This is a genomic window from Hoeflea sp. YIM 152468, assembly GCF_029210485.1.
Classification (GTDB): Bacteria; Pseudomonadota; Alphaproteobacteria; order Rhizobiales; family Rhizobiaceae; genus Hoeflea.
In genome coordinates this window covers 159,284-177,526 of record NZ_JARGET010000003.1, presented here as the reverse complement: position 1 = coordinate 177,526, position 18,243 = coordinate 159,284, and the positions used below count along the sequence as shown (strand labels likewise).

Below are 18,243 nucleotides of genomic sequence, written 5' to 3'. Positions count from 1 at the left end.
TCAAGACTGCGTGGGAAGCACGCCGGCGCGTTGATCGGCGGTAAATGACGCATGAACGTCGACATAGGGTTCCTGCCGCGCAACGCTCCAGTATTTGAGCTCTTCGATCGGAATCGCCTTGCCTGTCACAGCGCATGTCACATGATTTCCAGGCAGCAGAATCTGGAAATCACCATCCAGATACCGAATCTTTGCCGGATGTGCGCCGGGGCCTTCAAAACGGTTCATGGGCAAATCCTCCGGTTTCGATGATGGCTGTTCTATGCCGTCTGGACGTGAGAAATGCAAGTTTGCCCACCGGCATGCCGGAAATTGCTCTGGTGTCAGCGGCGTGAGAACAGCTTTTCAATATCGGCGAGCTTCAACTCGATATAGGTCGGCCGGCCGTGATTGCATTGGCCTGACCCGGGCGTCCGTTCCATTTCGCGCAACAGCGCATTCATTTCCTCTGACACAAGGCGGCGTCCGGATCTGACCGATCCATGGCACGCCATTGTCGAAGCGACGGCTTCCAGCCTGTCACGCAAGCCGTCAGCACTGTCCCATTCCGCGATTTCGTCGGCCAGATCCCGGACCAGACCGGCCACATCTGTTTCCCCCAGCATGGACGGCGTTTCGCGCACAGCGATTGCGCCCGGTCCAAACCGTTCAAGCACCAGCCCCAGTTCGGCGAGCTCTTGCGCGCGATCTGCCAGGCGGTCGCAATCGTCTTCCGGCAGGTCGACAATCTCTGGCAGCAGCAATATCTGCGAGGCTAGCTTGCCCGCTTTCAGCGCTGTTTTGAAACGCTCGAACACCAGCCGCTCGTGCGCGGCGTGCTGATCGACTATCACCAGACCATCACGGGTTTGCGCGACGATGTAATTCTCATGGATCTGGGTTCGCACTGCGCCAAGCGGGTGCTCGACACCTGTGTCACTTCTCTCGTCGGCATCCATCCGCGCCGAAGGCGCTGAGGCGCTGGCAAGATCGGGCTGGTCCAGATCGGAAAATCCTGCCGCTGGATCATGAAGCGGCCGCGACGGAGAGGTTGCGGCCTGCCAATCATTGCCCGACAGACGGTTGGCAAAACCATCGTTGCGAGGCTGGGTCGGGTACGCACCGCCGGCTGAAGCCGGGTGGAACGTCTCGGGCCTTCGAAACGCCTGCGCCAGCCCGGCGCCGGCCGATGGCGAGGCGCGGTCGCCTTCGGCCAGAAGTGACTGGCGAATGGCTCCGATGATGAGCCCTCTGACCAGGCCAGGATCCCGAAATCTCACGTCGGCCTTGGCGGGATGGACATTGACATCCACCAGCGCCGGGTCGAGCGTGATCCACAGCACCGCCACCGGGTAGCGTCCGCGTGGCAATGTGTCGGAATAGGCGGCGCGAATGGCAGACAGGATCTGTTTGTCCTGCACCGGGCGGCCATTGACAAAGGCATATTGTGCCAGCGAGTTCCCCTTGTTCCATGTCGGCAAGCCGATGTAGCCGGTCAGGCCGACATCGTCCCGTAGGGCATCAAGTGCAATCGTGTTGGCGGCGAACTCCTTGCCCAGCACCTGGGCTATGCGCGCCAGCCGGTCGTCACCGGTAGCGGCAAGCTCCAGGGTTGAGCGATCCGGACCCGACAGGGTAAAGCGCACAGAAGGAAATGCGATGGCGATACGGCGCACCAGCTCCGTAATCGCTGCGGTTTCGGCTCGGTCGGATTTGAGAAATTTCAGCCGCGCCGGTGTCGCGAAGAAGAGGTCCCGCACTTCCACGGTCGTTCCCGGATTGGCCGCCGCCGGCTTGAGTGGCACCGGCACACCCCCAGCCAGGGATACCTCATTGGCGTGCGGCGCATCCTGCGGGCGCGACCGGATCGACAGACGCGCGACGGAGCCGATGGACGGCAGCGCCTCGCCGCGAAACCCCAACGTGCGGATGTCGTCAAGCCGTTGATCGATTTTCGACGTGCAGTGACGGCGCACGGCGAGCGACAGATCCTCGGCATCCATGCCGCGACCGTCATCGATGACACGGATCAGCGTCTTGCCGCCTGCCGCCGTGGCGATCTCGATCCTCCGGGCACCGGCATCCAGGGCGTTTTCGACCAGTTCTTTGACAACGCTGGCCGGCCGCTCGATGACTTCACCGGCGGCAATTTGGTTGATCAGGGTTTCTGGCAATTGGTGGACACGCATGATGCCATGTTGAGGGATTCGGGACTGAACGCAATGAGTGGAGGCAAATTGGCGCAGGAAAAGTCCGTTCGGCCACACCACCGGCAGGCTTCCCGGTGCGCCGTCGTCTTCACGGCATGAAAACGGCCCCGCCGCAGACGTGGTTAATCAGCACTTAACTCTCGGCTGCGATAGTCACAATTGGCCCGCTGTGGCGCGATTGCAGCGAGTGGTTGCCATCCAGACTTGGCGATTGCGCAGGTTTTGGGTGAGTGTGCGCACAGGCTACCCCGGCCGGCGCGGGCTTTGAAGTGGAAGTTGAGTCAAGGAAATATGGCGTTGAGTGAAACCGATCAGCTGCGTTTTGAGTGCGACGCCAGAACCATTGAAGCATTGGCGTCGACGCTCGATGTCACCATCCTGGTCTTTGACCGGGACGACACGGTGATTGGCGTGAGTTCGGGCATGTCCCGCATGTTTGATGTTCCCGCGAAACTGATGGCACCGGGCACCCGGCTGAGGGACTTTCTCGGAGCGATGTATGACGCTGGCGCCGGTGCCATGGGGGCGCTGAACGGACGGCCACGCGCGATAACGCGTGAGGACTGGATCGCTGAGCGCATAGCGGTGCATTGGCGCGAACGTTCTGAAAGTGTGGAAAAACTTGCCGATGGTCGCTGGGTGCGGCTCCGGAAACGGCGCATGCCCGATGGCCTTCTGATCTCGATGATAGAGGACGTTACCGAACAGAAGCACAAGGAGGCGGAGTTTGCACTGACCCAGCAAAAGGCTGAGCTTTCCCAGCTTGTTCTGGACGATCTTCCCCACCCCGTCATCGTCAAGGATGCCGAACTTCGATACGTAATCGTCAACAAGGCCTTCTGCCGCATTCCTGGAATGAAGCCAAATCAGGTGATTGGACTTACTGCCGGCAACCTTGTCGGGCCGGAACTGGCGGCCCAGTACGAAACACTCGAAAGGAACGTGCTTGAGACTGGTATTCCCTATCGAGCCAAGAGTGAAATCTTCCAGGCTGACGGAACTGTAATGCCCGTTGTCACGCGCATGCACCGGTCGGGAGTCCCCGGAAACTATTTTGTCACCATCTTGCTTGAAGAGGATCCTGATGTTCCCAAAGCTGCGACTGTCGATCTTGTCCGCCGTCCGGCGCACGATGCCGCCGTGGTCTCGGCGGTGGAGCGGCGTGACCGGCCCGGCAATTCAACCGGCCAGCCCAAGGCCCAGCGCCGGGTTCTGGTTGTGGATGAGAACCCTCAGCGCTCGGATACGCGCGTCGCCGCATTGAAACTGAACGGTGCTGACGCGGTGACGGTATCGAGCGCAGAAGAAGCCAGAGCCTTCCTCGACGCAGCAAACGCCATGAATCTGGTCATTGATGATGTCGAACTATCGGCACAACTGGCCGGCGCCATTGACGGCAAAACCCTCCCGGCTCCGCAGGGCGATCGCAAACACGCCCATGAGCAGCGCCATTCCGAGCCGCCGGACACCACGGTTCAAGCCGAACCGCGGACCGTGAAATCGGTGTCGGGAATCTCATCTGCACCACGTCTCGAACCAAGCCAGATGCCGGGCACAGCGGAACCAGATTTGGCCGTTGTTCCGGCACCGCCTGCTTCCCCGATGGGCAAGCGGGTCCGGGTGCTTGTTGCCGAAGACAACGATGTCAATCAGATCGTTTTCGAACAGGTTCTCGAAGCAATGGACGTTGATTTCCGGATTGTGGAGAATGGCCATGAGGCGGTGGCCGCCTGGCACGCCGCGGCGCCCGATATCATACTCATGGATATTTCGATGCCGATGATGAACGGCTTGCAGGCTACGCAGGCAATTCGCGATGCAGAAGCCGCGGCGGGGGGCACAAAGGTTCACGTCCCGATCATTGCCGTCACGGCCCACGCCATGACTGGAGATCGCGAGCGGTGTTTTGCTGCCGGAATGGACGATTATCTGTCCAAGCCCGTCAGCCCCGACAAACTGGAGAGAATGATTGAGAAATGGATCGATGCGCCTCAATGGTTGCAGGCAGCGGGGTAGATCCTCTTGCTACAATCGGGGCCAAATTCTTCAGGTCCCATTAATCGGGGTCCCATTATAGGACAATTTTAAGACATCTGCCGCATTCTGGACACACATTCATTCGCGCGGAAAAGCTTTTTCTTGATGACCATTGAAGATGAAATGACGGATGTACTGTCCGTGAATCCCAAAACGGTATCGTACACAGACCCCATGACCGGACTGGGCAACCGTCGCAGACTGATGGACAAGATCCGCAAACTGGCGTCCGAACGTGCGGACGATCCCGCGCCGTTCACGATCGGCATAGCCAATATTGATGGCTTCAAGCCGATCAACGACCTTTTCGGCCATGCTGCCGGCGACGAGATCCTGTGTCAGGTCGCGCACAGGCTGCGCGCGTGTTTGCCCGACGGTGGATTTGTCGCACGCATCGAAAGTGATGAATTCGCGTTCATCCTGCCCTTGGTGTTCGAAAAGAAGGGTGCGGAAAAAATTGGCCGCATGTTCAAGGACGTCTTGTCGGCGCCTTATGATCTTGGTGATCGCAACGTGCGCTTGTCGGCGTCTTTCGGTTTTGCCGTCTACCCCTTCGCCGGTGAGCAGTTTGCCGAATTGCTGAAAAGCGCCGATACCGCGCTGTACCGGTCCAAACGGCGCGGGCGTGGCCAGATTACGGTCTATTCCGAAGAAATAGCCGAAGAAATGCGGCGTGGCACCCAGATTGAACAGGCATTGCGCAGGGCAATCATCGCCGATGAGGTGGCGGTGCATTTCCAGCCCATCGTTGATCTGTCCGATGGGTCGATTCAGGGGTTTGAAGCGCTCGCACGCTGGACCGACAAGGAACTCGGCTTCATTTCTCCCGCCGACTTCATTCCGCTCGCGGAGGAGCGCGGCTTCATCGATTCCCTGACCGAAACCCTCTTGAAGATGGCCGCCGAAACAGCCAAGCACTGGCCTTCCGATCTGTTTTTGTCTTTCAACCTCTCCTCGGCGCAGCTGATCGATCCGGCGACGGCATTCAATGTTCTGTCAATCATCAACCGGGTCGGGCTGGATCCTCGCCGGCTCGAGCTGGAAATTACGGAAACTGCGATGATGAGTGACCCCGAGGTCGCGGCCAAGGTGGTGACCGAACTTACCAGCGTTGGAATCCGTGTGTCGCTTGACGATTTCGGAACCGGGCAATCCAGTCTCGGGCGGCTGCGTGACTTCGCCTTCAACAAGGTCAAGATTGACCGGAGTTTTGTCAGCGAAATCACCATCGACAAACCCGCCGAACACATCGTCCGGGCCATTCTGGCCATGTGCGAAGGACTTGATCTCAAAGTCATTGCCGAAGGTATTGAAACCGAAGAGCAGGCCGCCAAGCTGCGCGAGTTGGGATGCAAGTCCGGGCAGGGGTGGCTTTATGGAAAGGCCGTCGATGCGGCGACGACCTTCAGCCTGATCGAGGCACAAAGGAAGATTACGGCAGAGGCTGCAAGGGGCTTTGCGACGGGAAGCTGATCTCCCGGCCTTCATTGGTGAGCCAACCCAGTACCAGTTCCGCCGGCTGGGAAAGTGGCCGGCCCTTGGGCCAGATGACATGAAACGCTGCTCCGGTCTCCAGCCGGTGATCGGTGACCTTCTGCAGCAGGCCTGTCTGGATCAGCCGGCCGGTCAGATGCCGCCAGGCCAGCGCGATGCCTTGTCCCTCCATGACCGCCTGAATGACCAGAACGTAATCATTGATCGCCAATCCGCGGCTTGCCGTCTCTCCGTTGACGTTGGCGCTCGCCAGCCATTGGGGCCAGTCACAGGCGTTGCGGGACGGTTCTTCCAGATGAATGAGCCGATGCTGCGTGAGCTCGGCAACACTGCCGGGCATGCCGTATTTCTGGATATAGCTGGCACTGGCAACAGCTTCGATCACTTCCGGTGCGATCAGCGCGCTGTCGTAGTCCGGCCAGTCTTGCGGACGTCCTCCACGCACACCGAGCTCGATGGATTCTGTCCGGATGTCGAGATCCCGGTCAGCGGTCTGGATGCGCAGGTCGATGTCGGGCAGATCATCGCGCAACCGGTGCAGCCGTGGCAGCATCCACATCGATGCGAAGGCCGTGGATGCCGCCAGGGTGACGCTGTTGGCTCTGCCACGCGCGCGAATGTCTTCGGCCGACTTGCGGATATGGCTCAGACCCAGCGTCACATCGGCATGAAATCTCCGGCCGGACTCGGTCAGTGATACGGCCCGGTGGGCACGGGTGAAAAGCGAGATTCCGAGTTGTGTTTCCAGCGACCGGACCGCATAGCTGACCGCGGCCTGGGTCATGCCCAGCTCCTTCGCGGCCTTGGTGAAATTGGCATGTCTTCCCGCCGCCTCAAATACGACGAGATTGCCGGCGGATGGCAGCAGGTGGCGAAGGTTTGACATAAGCTCACCTTATCCAAAGCCATGGAATTTTCCAGCATTACATCTGTTGCCGATGCGCCTAGACTTTTGGCTTGGAGGACAGGCCATGGAAACTGTGGAGACCATCGAAGCCAAGGCTTCACCGGGACGCAGGCGGGAACGGGCAGGGGGGCGGGACGGCCGCCGTGCCGGTCACGGCACCGCGCCGCCGCACCGCAAGGCTCCCTACATTCTACGCAATATTCCGACCTACGACATCCTCGGGGAGGAAAGCCTCCTCAAGATCGAAGCTGTGGCCGACCGGATCCTGGCCGAGGTTGGCATCGAGTTCCGCGATGACCCGGTGGCATTGCAGCACTGGAAGCAGGCGGGAGCGGAGATCGACGGCCTGCTGGTGAAATTCGAGCCGGGCATGCTGCGCGAAATTCTCAAATCTGCGCCGGCCAGTTTTACCCAGCATGCGCGCAATCCGGCCAACAGCGTCGAGATCGGCGGCAAGAGCGTGGTGTTTGCCCCCGCTTACGGCTCGCCTTTTGTCATGGATCTCGACAAGGGCCGCCGCTACGGCACGATCGAGGACTTCCGCAACTTCATCAAGCTGGCGCAATCGAGCCCCTGGCTGCATCATTCCGGTGGCACCATTTGCGAGCCGGTCGACGTGCCGGTCAACAAGCGCCATCTGGATATGGTCTATGCGCATCTGAAATATTCCGATCGCGGCTTCATGGGCTCGGTGACGGCAGAAACCCGCGCCGAAGACTCCATCGAGATGGCCCGCATCGTCTTTGGCCGCGATTTTGTCGAGCAGAATTGCGTCATACTCGGCAATGTCAACGTCAACTCGCCGCTGGTCTGGGACGGCACCATGACCAATGTGCTTCGAGCTTATGCCCGCGCCAATCAGGCTGCGGTGATTGTGCCGTTTATTCTGGGCGGCGCCATGGGGCCGGTCACCACCGCAGGCGCGCTCGCCCAATCGCTGGCTGAAACCATGGCCGGATGCGCGCTGACCCAGCTCGAGCGCAAGGGCGCTCCGGTGGTTTTCGGCAACTTCCTCTCGTCAATGTCGTTGCGCTCAGGCTCTCCCACCTTCGGCACGCCCGAGCCGGCCATTGGGTCAATGGTGATCGGCCAGCTGGCGCGGCGGCTTAACCTGCCGTTACGCTGCGCAGGCAATTTTTCCAACTCGAAATTGCCGGACGCGCAGGCGATGAACGAAGGCACAATGTCGATGCTGTCGGCCGTGCATTGCGGCGCCAACTTCATCCTGCATTCGGCGGGCTTTCTCGACGGGTTGTTGTCGATGTCCTATGAAAAATTCATCATGGATGCGGATTTCTGCGGCGCGCTGCACAGCTATCTTGCGGGTGTGGTGGTTGACGACAATGCGCTTGCATTTGAGGCGTTTCGCGAGGTGGGCGTCGGCAAGCACTTCCTCGGCTGCGCCCACACGATGGCAAATTACCAGACAGCGTTCTGGGATTCAGAGGTCGCCGACAACGAGCCTTTTGAGAAATGGGAGACCGCCGGCCGCACGGATGCGGCCACGCGGGCCAATGCCCGCTGGAAGCAGATGCTCAACGATTATCAGGCGCCGCCAATGGATGAGGCAACCGACGAGGCATTGTTGGATTTTGTCGATCAGACCAAAGCCAGGATGACCGACGCATGGTATTGAGACCTGGTCCCTCAAACCGGGTTCGTTCGATGCGCATGTCTGTTGCTCTGCTTGCCCTGTTCACCGCTTTTTCTGCACCTGCCTATGCGGGAGCGCCGTCGGATGCAGTGCGATTTTTTTATGATAACCTTGGTGCGGAATTCGATCTGCAACATCGCGACCGGTTCGCCGGGCCGGCGCTCGGATTTCTCAATGCGGCGGATGCAGCCTGGGTCCGCGATGAAACGAATTGTATCGAATTCGGTTTTGCCGCCGACGCTCAGGACTTCGATGCGGCGGAGATCGCCAAGACCCTCGAACTGGATGAAACCGTCGACGGCGAGGTGGCCACAGTGGCCGCGCATTTTGACAATTTCGGCCAGCCCACCGAGGTGCAATGGACGCTTTCGCACAATGCTGCCGGATGGCAGGTTTCCGACATCGCGTCCAGAACCAATGACTGGCGGGTCTCGGCCATGAGCTGCCAATGAACTGACACCGTCGGGGAATTGGTCTGATTTCCCCGGGCGGTCCAATCACGAGGAGCCGTCTTCCATGGCGCAAGTCAACGATCCGCTGCTGCAACCCTACAAGCTCAAGCATCTGACGCTGAAAAACCGCATCATGACCACCAGTCATGAACCGGCCTATCCGGAAGACGGCATGCCCAAGGACCGCTACCGCGCGTATCATGTCGAGCGGGCCAGAGCCGGCATCGCCATGACCATGACGGCAGGCTCTGCGGCGGTATCGAAAGACAGCCCGCCGGTTTTCAACAATGTGCTCGCCTACAAGGACGAGGTTGTCGGCTGGATGAAGCAGCTCACCGACGAGTGCCATGAGCATGGCTGCGCGGTGATGATCCAGCTCACCCATCTCGGACGCCGCACCCATTGGAACAAGGGCGACTGGTTGCCCGCGATCTCGCCCAGCCATCAGCGCGAACCGGCACACAGAGCTTTCCCCAAGAAGATGGAAGACTGGGATATTGCCCGGGTGATCGCGGATTATGCCGATGCCGCCGAACGCATGGCCGCCGCCGGTCTCGATGGTGTCGAGCTTGAATGCTATGGCCATCTCATGGACCAGTTCATGTCCCCGCTGACCAATGAACTGGACGGCGCTTATGGCGGCAGTCTTGAAAACCGCGCCCGTTTCGCCCTCGATGTGGTTGCTGCGATCAAGGCGCGCGTTGGTGACAAGCTTCTGGTCGGGGTGCGGTACACGGCCGACGAGACCGCCAATGGCGGCATCAGCGAAGACGAGGGCGTCGCCATCGGCCATTTGTTCAAAGCGTCAGGCCACGTCGATTTTCTCAATGTCATCCGCGGTCAGATCCACACCGATCCGGCGATGACCGACGTGATCCCGGTGCAGGGGATGAAATCGGCGCCGCATCTCGATTTTGCAGGCCGGATTCGCGCCGAGGTTGGCATGCCGACCTTTCATGCTGCCCGCATTCCCGATGTCGCCACCGCGCGTCATGCCATCGCCGATGGCAAGCTCGACATGGTCGGCATGACCCGCGCCCACATGGCCGATCCGCATCTGGTCAGGAAGATCATGGAAGGCCGGGAGCACGATATCCGCCCCTGCGTCGGTGCAACCTACTGCCTCGACCGGATCTACCAGGCCGGTGACGCGCTGTGCATCCACAATCCGGCCACCGGTCGCGAACTGACCATGCCGCACACGATTGCTCTGGCGGAAACACGAAAGCGGATCGTGATCGTGGGGGCCGGACCCGCCGGGCTCGAGGCTGCGCGCGTTGCGGCCGAGCGCGGCCACAAGGTCACGGTGATCGAAGCGCAACCCGACCCCGGCGGCCAGATCCGGCTGACCGCGCAGAACCCGCGCCGCAAGGAAATGATCGGCATCATCGAATGGCGCATGGCCCAATGCGCGGCGCGCGACGTCGAGTTTCGCTTCAACAGCTGGGCCGAAGCCGAAGACGTCATCGCTGAAAATCCCGATGTGGTGATCATCGCCACCGGCGGCTTGCCACACACCGAGGTACTGGAAACCGGCAACGAGCTGGTGGTGTCCAGCTGGGATCTGATTTCAGGCGACATCAAGCCGGGCAAGACCGTGCTGGTCTATGATGATGCGGGTGATCACGCCGGGCTGCAGGCCGCCGAAGTGGCGGCGAAGGCCGGAGCATCGGTCGAGATCATGACACCCGACCGCAGCTTCGCACCGGATGTGATGGCGATGAACCTGGTGCCTTACATGCGCGCATTGCAGGACAAGGATGTCACCTTCACGGTCACCTACCGTCTGACCTCGGTCGAGCGCGACGGCAATCGCCTCAAAGCCGTGATCGGCAGCGATTACATGCCTCTCGCCAAGGAGCGTCACTTCGACCAGATCGTCATCAATCATGGCACCTTGCCGCTCGATGAACTCTATTTCGAGCTCAAGCCGCACTCAAGCAATCTGGGGCAGGTTGATTATGAGGCATTTATCGCCGGCAAGCCGCAGATGCTGACCGGCGGGCTGTCTGCGGAAGGCGGAACCGGAGGCTTCCAGCTGTTCCGCATCGGCGATGCAGTGGCCGCAAGAAACACCCACGCAGCAATTTACGATGCGCTCCGGCTGATGAAGGATATTTAGGAGTGCTCGCGGGGATCGTGGGTTTGGCAACCGGCTCGGGACACAGGCATGACGGCGACGCCGGAGGGTTGAAGAATCAGGTCTCCAAGCAGCGGTGTTCCTGTCCAGCCCAGCACCGAGAGATCGAAGGCAGTCGCGCCATAATTGAACGCGAAGACATGATCGCCGTGTCGTCGCAAACGCACGCCGTCGGGCAGCTCCTTGATCGCCAGCCCGGCATGGTCGGCCAGCCGCAGGATGATGTCGTAAAGCAGGCTCTGGTCAGGCCAGCCGCCCAGGTACCGGTGCTTGTCCTGCGCAACCATCCCCGGCACACCGTCCTCGGCGGTCAGGATGGTTTCGGTGCCGGATCCCGCCTCAAGGAACTCACGCCAGTACTGAAAAGAACCGCCTTCCGCGAGATGGACCGGCGAATCCTGCCGCAACGATTCCACCCGGCTGACCTCAACATCCACAATATCCTTGGGCAGCGCCGGAGCCAATGCGGCGGGAATTGCGAAGTCGGCGGTCTTGGACCCGGACCGGGGGCCGATCAGCGTAAAGCCCTGATGGGCGCGGATTGCAGCGATCAGCGCTGGTGTCCACGTAAAAAGACCGGGGATCGCGATTATCCTGTATCCCTCAAGATCAGGTGCGCTCGCCGGGACGATGTCGACCGAGAGACCCAGCCGCCGCATGGTCCGGTAAAACTCGAAAACAAGCCGGAAATAGTCGAACTCGCGCCCCTGCGGCTGAATTTCCCACGCCCAGGATGAGGCGTAATCGAAAACGATCGCCACTTCCGCACGTCCGGTTTTGTCGTCCAGTTTTCCTTCAAGATCATGCATCTCGCGGGCAACCCGGGCCACCTCCGCAAAACCTTCCGCTTCGGCTGAATCCGGCCTGAGCAAACCCGCATGCATCTGTTCCTGCGCGAACGGCGCCTGCCGCCAGCGAAAATAGCTGACGGTCTCTGCCCCGTGGGCAAAGGCTTCCCAGCTCCACAATCGCACCATGCCATCGCGCGGCGCCGGGTTGTGCGGCGCCCAGTTCACCGGTCCCGGCTGCTGCTCCATCACCCACCAGCGGCCCCTTGAGGTGGCGCGGTAGAGATCATGGTGGAAGGCCTGGAAATCTGGGTCGCCGGCACGGGCGAACTGCCGCTTCCAATCATCATTCTGGTCCGAACGGTCTTCGAGAAAGCCGAGCGGATAGGAATCCCAGCTGGAGATGTCCAGATCAGCGCCAACATCGAAATGATCGAAAGCCAACGTCCGGCCCATGAAATTATGAATCACATCGCGGCCCGGCGAATGGGTTCGAATGATATCGGCTTGCGCGCGGTTGAAGCGCACCACCATCTCGGATGCAAAGCGGCGGAAATCCATTGCATGGGCCGGATTGGCCTCGGTCACTGTCAGGTTGGGCAGCTCGATCTCATCAAACTCGGCCACTTCCATCGACCAAAACACATTGCCCCAGGCCCGGTTGAGCGCATCCGGAGACTGGTACTTCCGCTGAAGCCATGCGCGAAAGCCGGATTGGGCAGCCGCGGAGTAGGAGAGCGTGGTGTTGTGACAATCATACTCATTGTCGGTTTGCCAGGCGCTTACGCCGGGATGCGCGCCAAAGGCTTTTGCCAGCGCCAGCGTTATGCGTTTGCATTCCTCGAGGTATCCGTCATGGGAAAAGTCATAATGGCGGCGCGAGCCGAATTTCCGGACCATCCCGTCAGCGCCCACGGGCAGCATATCAGGCATTTCGTCCACCAGCCACTTTGGCGGTGTTGCGGTTGGCGTGCCCAGAACCACCTTCAGCCCAGCCGCATGCAGGGTATCGATGGCGCGGCGCAGCCAGTCGAAATCATAGGCGCCGCGCTTGGGCTCCAGCCGCGACCAGGCGAATTCGCCAATGCGGACATGGGTCAGTCCGAGTCTTGCCATCCGCGCGGCATCGTCCGCCCATCGGTCTTCAGGCCAATGTTCAGGGTAATAACAAACTCCGAGCGTACGCGTCATACAGGTCTACTCCCGAACCTATCAGAGACTGTAATCTGGCTCGAACCGGCCCTTGACCGGGTGGTCGAGCAGGAAGGTCGAGCCGGCGCCTGGATCGGCGCCGAGCTTGTCCGCTGACAAGCCTTCGCGCGCCGATGTGACCAGCAGTTGGTCGGCTGCTTCGCCGACAAAGGCGGGGCAAGTCGTCTGCTTGGCCGGAACCTTGAACGAGGCAAACCGCTTGCCGTCCGGCGAGTAGGCGTCGACGCATCCGGCTCCCCAGCGGGCGTTCCAGATGGTGCCGGCTTGGTCGCACACCGCACCATCAAGTCCGCCCTCGCCACCACGGTGGTCATAAAGGACCTCCGGTGTGCCGGTTGGCAGCGCAGTCGCCGGGTCGATGGTCACCCGCATCAGCTGAGCCGTCACGGTATCCGTGAAATAGGCGATTGTCCCGTCAGGCGAAAAGCAGATCGCATTGGGAATGCTCATATCCGGATACAGCTTCGTCACCTTGCCGCGCGCCACATGGTAGATTGCACCGGCGTTGTTCTCGGCCTGTTTGCCCATGGTGCCCAGCCACAACGCACCCGATTGATGAACCCGTCCGTCATTGGATCGGGTCACCGCATTGTCCGCCTCGATCGGCGTGATCAGTTCCAGTTCACCGGTCGCAACGTGGCGCAGGTGCAGCCCGGTCTCGGTGGCGATCATCTGTCGGGTGTCGTCAATGCGGGCCAGCACGCTGCCCATCACCGGCAGCACGTGGATTTTGACACTGTTTGTTGCCAGCGCGTATTCAAACAGCCTGCACCCGATGATGTCGAACCACCAGGCGGTGCCGGTATGCGGATCATAGCTCGGGCCTTCGCCGAGCAGGCTTGCCGGCGCATCGAGTTTTGCGCCCGAGAAGTTGGAGGGTTTGACGCTCATGACTGGTCCACCATCAGCGCATCGAACGCAGCGATCGCTGCCGCTGCCCGGCGGGCGACTTCGTCTGCCGTCATGCCGGCCTTGTAGAGGCTTGAGCCCAGCCCGAAGGTGCGGACGCCGACCTTGGCATAGGCAGAAAAATCGTCGTTGGATATACCGCCAACCGCGCCGACAGGAACATCCTTGGGCAGGATCGCGCGAATGGCGTTGATGCCGGAGGGGCCGAGCACGCTTGCCGGGAAGAATTTGAGCGCCGACGCACCGGCTGCGCAGGCCGCAAGCGCTTCGGTCGGGGTGAACACTCCGGGCATCGTCACCATTCCGTGCGATGCGGCCTGGGCAATGACCTCGCGCTCGACATTGGGGCTGACCATCAGCCTGCCGCCGATGTCATTGAGCCGGTCAACGTCTTCTGCGGTCAAGACGGTGCCGGCGCCGATCAGCACCTCTTTCGGCGCCCGTTTGACTGCAATCCCGATGGAGCGGAACGGGTCGGGCGAATTGAGCGGGATTTCAATGGCGGTGAACCCGGCGGCGATCAGACCATCGACGATATCGGCGGTCTCTTCAGGCTTGATGCCGCGCAGGATCGCCACGAGGCTGCGCTTCATTGCTGGAAACTTGATCCGTATCATGATTGCGTGAGTTCTCCGCTGGTGTTGGAATATCGCTGCCAGGCTTCCATCAGGCCACGCCGCACCGCCACATCGGCGTCGATATCGCGAACCTTGGCGCCGCACGCGGTCAGGGCCGCATGGTAGAGCCGTTGCAAGGCGCCGCTGGCCACCAGGCCGATCTGTTCGTCGCCATGCACGCCCGCGCCGGCGAATTCAGCGCCGATCAGCAGGCCCGACAGCCGTGCCCGGCTTTCATCCGTATCGTGGTCATAAAGCAATTGCCCGGCCCGGATTGAAAACAGTTGATGCGTCGTCTTTGCCGGACGTGCCCAGCCATCGCGCACACCGGTCAGGAACGCCGGGTCATTGGCTTCCACAGGTCCGTCACCGCCTGTGGAATGGACCAGAATGGTCCGGGCGCTGAGCGTTGAAAACAGTTCGCCGGTCATGAAGGTTTCAAACCCGGCCACCGTAGCGCCCTGCATGCTGACCCATTTCGAGTGAGTCCCGGGCATGCAGTAGCGCGCGCCGCCGGGCATTTCGAGATGGGCGCCAAGCAACTGGGTTTCCTCACCGCGCATCACGTCCGGCTCGCTTTCCGAACGCACGGCCAGGCCTGGCAGAATGATGACCTGCCTGGCCGCATCCGGCACCAATGTGGCGCGGGCACCGATGGTCGTGACATCGGCCGGTGTGTCGAGATAGCCGGCCTCGACCCAGCCCTGACGTGATCCGGCCATGCCGCAAATGACCACGGGGAGGTTCGCTGGTACCGAGAGACAGCTTAGATGATGTTCCAGCACCGTCTCGAAACCCCGCGCGGCGATTTCGCTCATGCCTTCATCGCTGCGCTGTTCGGCCAGCACCGTGCCGTCGCGTGACATCAGCCACAGGCGAAAGCTCGATGTGCCCCAGTCAACGGCGACGAGTGCAGGGGAGAAGCTCACATCATGCCTCCGTCTGCGATGAGAACCTGGGCGGAAATCATGGCAGATGCTTTGGACGCCAGGAAAAGACAGGGTCCGACCATGTCTTCGGGTTCGATCGGCCGCTTGAGACATTGCCGGTCAATCATTGCGGCGAGGCCCGCATCGGTCACCCACAGCCGTTTCTGCCGCTCTGTCATCACCCAGCCCGGAGCAATGGCATTGACGCGGATGCCGTCAGGCCCGAGTCGTCCGGCAAGCCCTTTGGTCAGGCCGACAATGCCGGCTTTGGCGGCAGTGTAGGACGGCATGGCGCCGATATTGAGCATGTAGGACGTCGAGGTGAAATTGACGATTGCGCCGCCGCCGGCTGCGATCATCCCCGGCGCAACCGCCTTTGCGGTAAACGCCACGGGTCTCAGATTGATCGCCTGATTGGTGTCCCAGTACTCCTCGCTCATGTCGAGCAGCTCGTGCCGGTCGTCGACTGCCGCATTGTTGACCAGCACGGTGGCCGCGCCGTGGGCGCTTTCGGCTTCTGCGACCGCCTGTTTGACGGCGTCAAGATCGGTGAGGTCGGCATGAATGAACAGTGGCGCATGCCGGTGGCCCGTGGCCAGGCGCGCGGCGAGCGCGCGGCTTGCTGCGTCTGCAATGTCGATGAAGGCAACCTTCGCACCCTGCGCGGCAAATCCTGCCGTCAGTGCCGCTCCTATGCCGGTACCGCCGCCGGTAATGACAACAGCCGCGTCCTGCAGGTCGGGAAATGATACAGTTTGTTTCGTCATCAGTGTTGCTCCGGGGCGATCCTTCGCCCTTCAATTACGGTCATGGAGGCCGGAACGGCATTCGGCAAGCGGACCCCGTGATTCATCAGGAACGCACCCGACAGTCGTTCGCTGCCGCCGTTGCCGAAGGCGTTGACAATGCGCCGGTTGGCTCGCTCATTGACATCCTCGGGGTTAACCAGCGCGATCTGGTAGATCGCGTCCGGATCAAGCCCGGCTGCCCGCAAGGGGCGCTGGGCAATTTGCGCCGAAGCGCCTGCCTGTCCGGCAAACAAGATAAACCGGTTTGCCTCCGTATCCACCGTCATTTCCGCAATGACTTCACCGTCGTCACTGTCCAACCGGTGCAAATGACCGGAGAACAGAAAGCCCCGGTTGTGCTTCCACCAGGCGGTGACGCGGCGCAGTGTTGCGCTCTCGTCAGATGTCAGGTCACGTGGATCCATCTCGAAGCCCATATGCCGTTGCGCCGCAACCCATGCCCGAAACTGCATCGACAGCACCCGGCCCGAGGTATGGCAATGGCGGGGGCCGACATGGGAGCCCTGGACTTCCGGGGCGATCCATCGGCTTGCCTCATGCTGCATTCGCAGTCGTTCGATTGCATCATTGGAATCCGACAGCCAGACCCGGCTCGCCAGCTCCAGCACGCCGAAATCGATGCGTCCGCCACCCGACGCGCAGCTCTCGAAATCGACATCGGGATGGGCACGGACCAGATCGCCGAGCAGCGTCAGAAATCCGCGTGCCTGATCCGGTCTGCCGCCGGTCAGGGGCCGGTTATGGTCCCATTTGACATAGTCGATGCGATGGGCGGAAAGAAGCGCGTCGATCTGTCCGAACAAATGGGCCCGGACCTCTTCGCTGGCCATATCGAGGACATGCTGATTGCGGCCGCTTGGTTGGTCGACGGGCCCCAGCATGTAACCGGGATGGGCGCGAAACAACTGGCTGTCGCGGTTGACCATTTCGGGTTCGAACCATAGGCCGAAGCGCATACCTTGGGCTTGGACATGTTCAATCAACGGGGTGAGACCGTCCGGGAACTTCACCCGGTCGATCTCCCAGTCGCCCAGACTTGAAGTGTCATCGTTGCGGCCGCGGAACCAGCCATCATCAAGCACGAAGCGTTCGGCGCCCAGGCGGGCAGCCAGCGAGGCGATGGTTTTGAGCTCCTCGAGGTCATGGCTGAAATAGACCGCTTCCCAGCAATTGTAATGAACCGGGTGTGGCTCGCGGTCACGCCGGGCGCTGACCGGCGCCTGGACAGAGCGGGTGTGGCGATGAAAGGACTGGGCAATGCCGTTGAAACCCTGATCCGACCAGGATAGCAGCAGCACCGGTGAAACGATTTCGCCACGCGCCAGCCCGTCGTCGAGCACACCGAACTGCACCTGCCGCCGCCCGTCGGCAAGTTGCTCGGCCAGCATCCGGTGGCCGCCGCTCCAGGCGAGTGTTGCAGCCAGGCAGTCGCCTGTGCTCTCGCCGGTGGCGGCAGTGGCCAGAGTGACGCCGGGGAAATGCGCGTGGCCGGTACGGCCTTCGCGGCTTTCGCGGCTGTGGGCGCCGGTGCGCCACCCCGTTTCCTGACGCTGGAATTCGCCACACCAGCGGCCGGAATGGTCGATGATCCGGTTCATCCCTGTGGGCGCTGGCACGGCAGCTGCGGCAAGCCAGGTGCAGCTCCAGTCGTCGGGTAAGGTCAGCGTCTCCGACAGACGCAGGATGCCGGTTTCGGGATCGAGACGGACCGAAATGACCAGACTGATGCCGTCGGGGTTGCCCCGGTCAGCCAGCGAGAAGCGGACACCATTGGCGCCATCGGCGTGTATGCCGGCGAGCTGCGGATTGGCGAGATAATCGCGACCCTGAGCATCCTGCAGGATCATGCCCGGATGTCCTTGCCAGCCGGTGATGGCGAGCGGGCACAGCGTCAGCGGCTGGAACGGATCGATCTGGCCGGCGCCGACATTGGCGATCGTGGCAATTGCCAGCGCGGCCAGATCGTCTGGCTTCGGCAGCGTAGGTCCGAAATGGATCAGGCACGGCACGCCGTTGTTGAAGCTGGCAAAGACAGCGGTCCGGTCACCACCGTCGAGCCTGTGGACGTCGGTGACGGCAAAGTCTGGCAATTCTGGCTGGAGCATT

The 18,243-nt window shown here is 61.2% G+C and carries 14 protein-coding genes; 5 read left to right on the top strand and 9 right to left on the bottom strand.

Features of this window, described 5'->3' with window-relative positions:
* Complete coding sequence (locus PZ897_RS01115) at positions 1–228, bottom strand: DUF2093 domain-containing protein (protein ID WP_275749086.1); 228 nt, start codon at positions 226–228, stop codon at positions 1–3.
* 95 nt (positions 229–323) lie between these two features.
* Complete coding sequence (mutL, locus tag PZ897_RS01110; protein ID WP_275749084.1) at positions 324–2,168, bottom strand: DNA mismatch repair endonuclease MutL; 1,845 nt, start codon at positions 2,166–2,168, stop codon at positions 324–326.
* A 318-nt stretch (positions 2,169–2,486) separates the two neighbouring features.
* On the opposite strand from mutL, the gene PZ897_RS01105 reads away from it, so the two are divergent.
* Together PZ897_RS01105 and PZ897_RS01100 are read left to right on the top strand one after the other, a co-directional pair.
* Positions 2,487–4,205 (top strand): response regulator, encoded by a 1,719-nt coding sequence (locus PZ897_RS01105; protein WP_275749082.1) that lies wholly within the window; start codon positions 2,487–2,489, stop codon positions 4,203–4,205.
* 126 nt (positions 4,206–4,331) lie between these two features.
* Positions 4,332–5,699, top strand: coding sequence for an EAL domain-containing protein (locus PZ897_RS01100; protein WP_275749307.1), 1,368 nt, complete (start codon positions 4,332–4,334; stop codon positions 5,697–5,699).
* Here the strand turns inward: PZ897_RS01100 and PZ897_RS01095 are convergent.
* On the bottom strand, positions 5,659–6,606 hold the full coding sequence (locus PZ897_RS01095) for a LysR substrate-binding domain-containing protein (RefSeq protein WP_275749081.1): 948 nt from the start codon (positions 6,604–6,606) through the stop codon (positions 5,659–5,661). The genes PZ897_RS01100 and PZ897_RS01095 overlap by 41 nt on opposite strands.
* 85 nt (positions 6,607–6,691) lie before the next feature.
* Between PZ897_RS01095 and PZ897_RS01090 the strand changes: the two genes are divergently transcribed.
* From PZ897_RS01090 to PZ897_RS01080, 3 genes are all read left to right on the top strand, one after another.
* Positions 6,692–8,263: a trimethylamine methyltransferase family protein gene (locus tag PZ897_RS01090; protein WP_275749079.1), complete on the top strand. Its 1,572-nt coding sequence runs from the start codon at positions 6,692–6,694 to the stop codon at positions 8,261–8,263.
* Between the two features lie 29 nt (positions 8,264–8,292).
* The gene (locus tag PZ897_RS01085; RefSeq protein WP_275749078.1) at positions 8,293–8,733 is read left to right on the top strand and encodes a hypothetical protein; all 441 of its coding nucleotides are present in this window, start codon (positions 8,293–8,295) and stop codon (positions 8,731–8,733) included.
* 64 nt (positions 8,734–8,797) lie between these two features.
* Positions 8,798–10,855 carry an NADH:flavin oxidoreductase gene (locus tag PZ897_RS01080; RefSeq protein WP_275749077.1) on the top strand — a complete coding sequence of 686 codons (2,058 nt, stop codon included), beginning with the start codon at positions 8,798–8,800 and terminating at the stop codon, positions 10,853–10,855.
* On the opposite strand, the gene PZ897_RS01075 is transcribed toward PZ897_RS01080, so the two are convergent.
* The 6 genes from PZ897_RS01075 to PZ897_RS01050 are packed head-to-tail and all read right to left on the bottom strand — an operon-like array spanning position 10,852 to position 18,242.
* A complete protein-coding gene (locus PZ897_RS01075; protein ID WP_275749075.1) occupies positions 10,852–12,852 on the bottom strand; it encodes a beta-galactosidase in 2,001 nt (666 codons plus the stop codon). The two genes, PZ897_RS01080 and PZ897_RS01075, sit on opposite strands and share 4 nt — an antisense overlap.
* Positions 12,853–12,873: 21 nt before the next feature.
* Positions 12,874–13,764, bottom strand: coding sequence for an SMP-30/gluconolactonase/LRE family protein (locus tag PZ897_RS01070; RefSeq protein ID WP_275749073.1), 891 nt, complete (start codon positions 13,762–13,764; stop codon positions 12,874–12,876).
* Entirely contained in the window at positions 13,761–14,399 is a 639-nt protein-coding gene (locus PZ897_RS01065) for a 2-dehydro-3-deoxy-6-phosphogalactonate aldolase (RefSeq protein ID WP_275749071.1), read from the bottom strand. Before PZ897_RS01065 ends, PZ897_RS01070 begins: the two co-directional genes overlap by 4 nt.
* Entirely contained in the window at positions 14,396–15,328 is a 933-nt protein-coding gene (locus tag PZ897_RS01060) for a 2-dehydro-3-deoxygalactonokinase (RefSeq protein ID WP_275749069.1), read from the bottom strand. The genes PZ897_RS01065 and PZ897_RS01060 overlap by 4 nt, the downstream gene beginning before the upstream one ends.
* Positions 15,325–16,095, bottom strand: a complete 771-nt coding sequence (locus PZ897_RS01055) for an SDR family oxidoreductase (RefSeq protein ID WP_275749067.1) — start codon at positions 16,093–16,095, stop codon at positions 15,325–15,327. The genes PZ897_RS01060 and PZ897_RS01055 overlap by 4 nt, the downstream gene beginning before the upstream one ends.
* Entirely contained in the window at positions 16,095–18,242 is a 2,148-nt protein-coding gene (locus PZ897_RS01050) for an alpha-galactosidase (protein ID WP_275749065.1), read from the bottom strand. Before PZ897_RS01050 ends, PZ897_RS01055 begins: the two co-directional genes overlap by 1 nt.
* Between the last annotated feature and the right edge of the window lies 1 nt (position 18,243).

Bases quoted from the DNA above. Each gene is read 5' to 3' on its own strand.
- PZ897_RS01115 (WP_275749086.1), bottom strand. From the start codon at position 228: ATGAACCGTTTTGAAGGCCCCGGCGCACATCCGGCAAAGATTCGGTAT.
- mutL (WP_275749084.1), bottom strand. From the start codon at position 2,168: ATGCGTGTCCACCAATTGCCAGAAACCCTGATCAACCAAATTGCCGCC.
- PZ897_RS01100 (WP_275749307.1), top strand. From the start codon at position 4,332: ATGACCATTGAAGATGAAATGACGGATGTACTGTCCGTGAATCCCAAA.
- PZ897_RS01095 (WP_275749081.1), bottom strand. From the start codon at position 6,606: ATGTCAAACCTTCGCCACCTGCTGCCATCCGCCGGCAATCTCGTCGTA.
- PZ897_RS01090 (WP_275749079.1), top strand. From the start codon at position 6,692: ATGGAAACTGTGGAGACCATCGAAGCCAAGGCTTCACCGGGACGCAGG.
- PZ897_RS01085 (WP_275749078.1), top strand. From the start codon at position 8,293: ATGCGCATGTCTGTTGCTCTGCTTGCCCTGTTCACCGCTTTTTCTGCA.
- PZ897_RS01080 (WP_275749077.1), top strand. From the start codon at position 8,798: ATGGCGCAAGTCAACGATCCGCTGCTGCAACCCTACAAGCTCAAGCAT.
- PZ897_RS01075 (WP_275749075.1), bottom strand. From the start codon at position 12,852: ATGACGCGTACGCTCGGAGTTTGTTATTACCCTGAACATTGGCCTGAA.
- PZ897_RS01070 (WP_275749073.1), bottom strand. From the start codon at position 13,764: ATGAGCGTCAAACCCTCCAACTTCTCGGGCGCAAAACTCGATGCGCCG.
- PZ897_RS01065 (WP_275749071.1), bottom strand. From the start codon at position 14,399: ATGATACGGATCAAGTTTCCAGCAATGAAGCGCAGCCTCGTGGCGATC.
- PZ897_RS01055 (WP_275749067.1), bottom strand. From the start codon at position 16,095: ATGACGAAACAAACTGTATCATTTCCCGACCTGCAGGACGCGGCTGTT.
- PZ897_RS01050 (WP_275749065.1), bottom strand. From the start codon at position 18,242: ATGCTCCAGCCAGAATTGCCAGACTTTGCCGTCACCGACGTCCACAGG.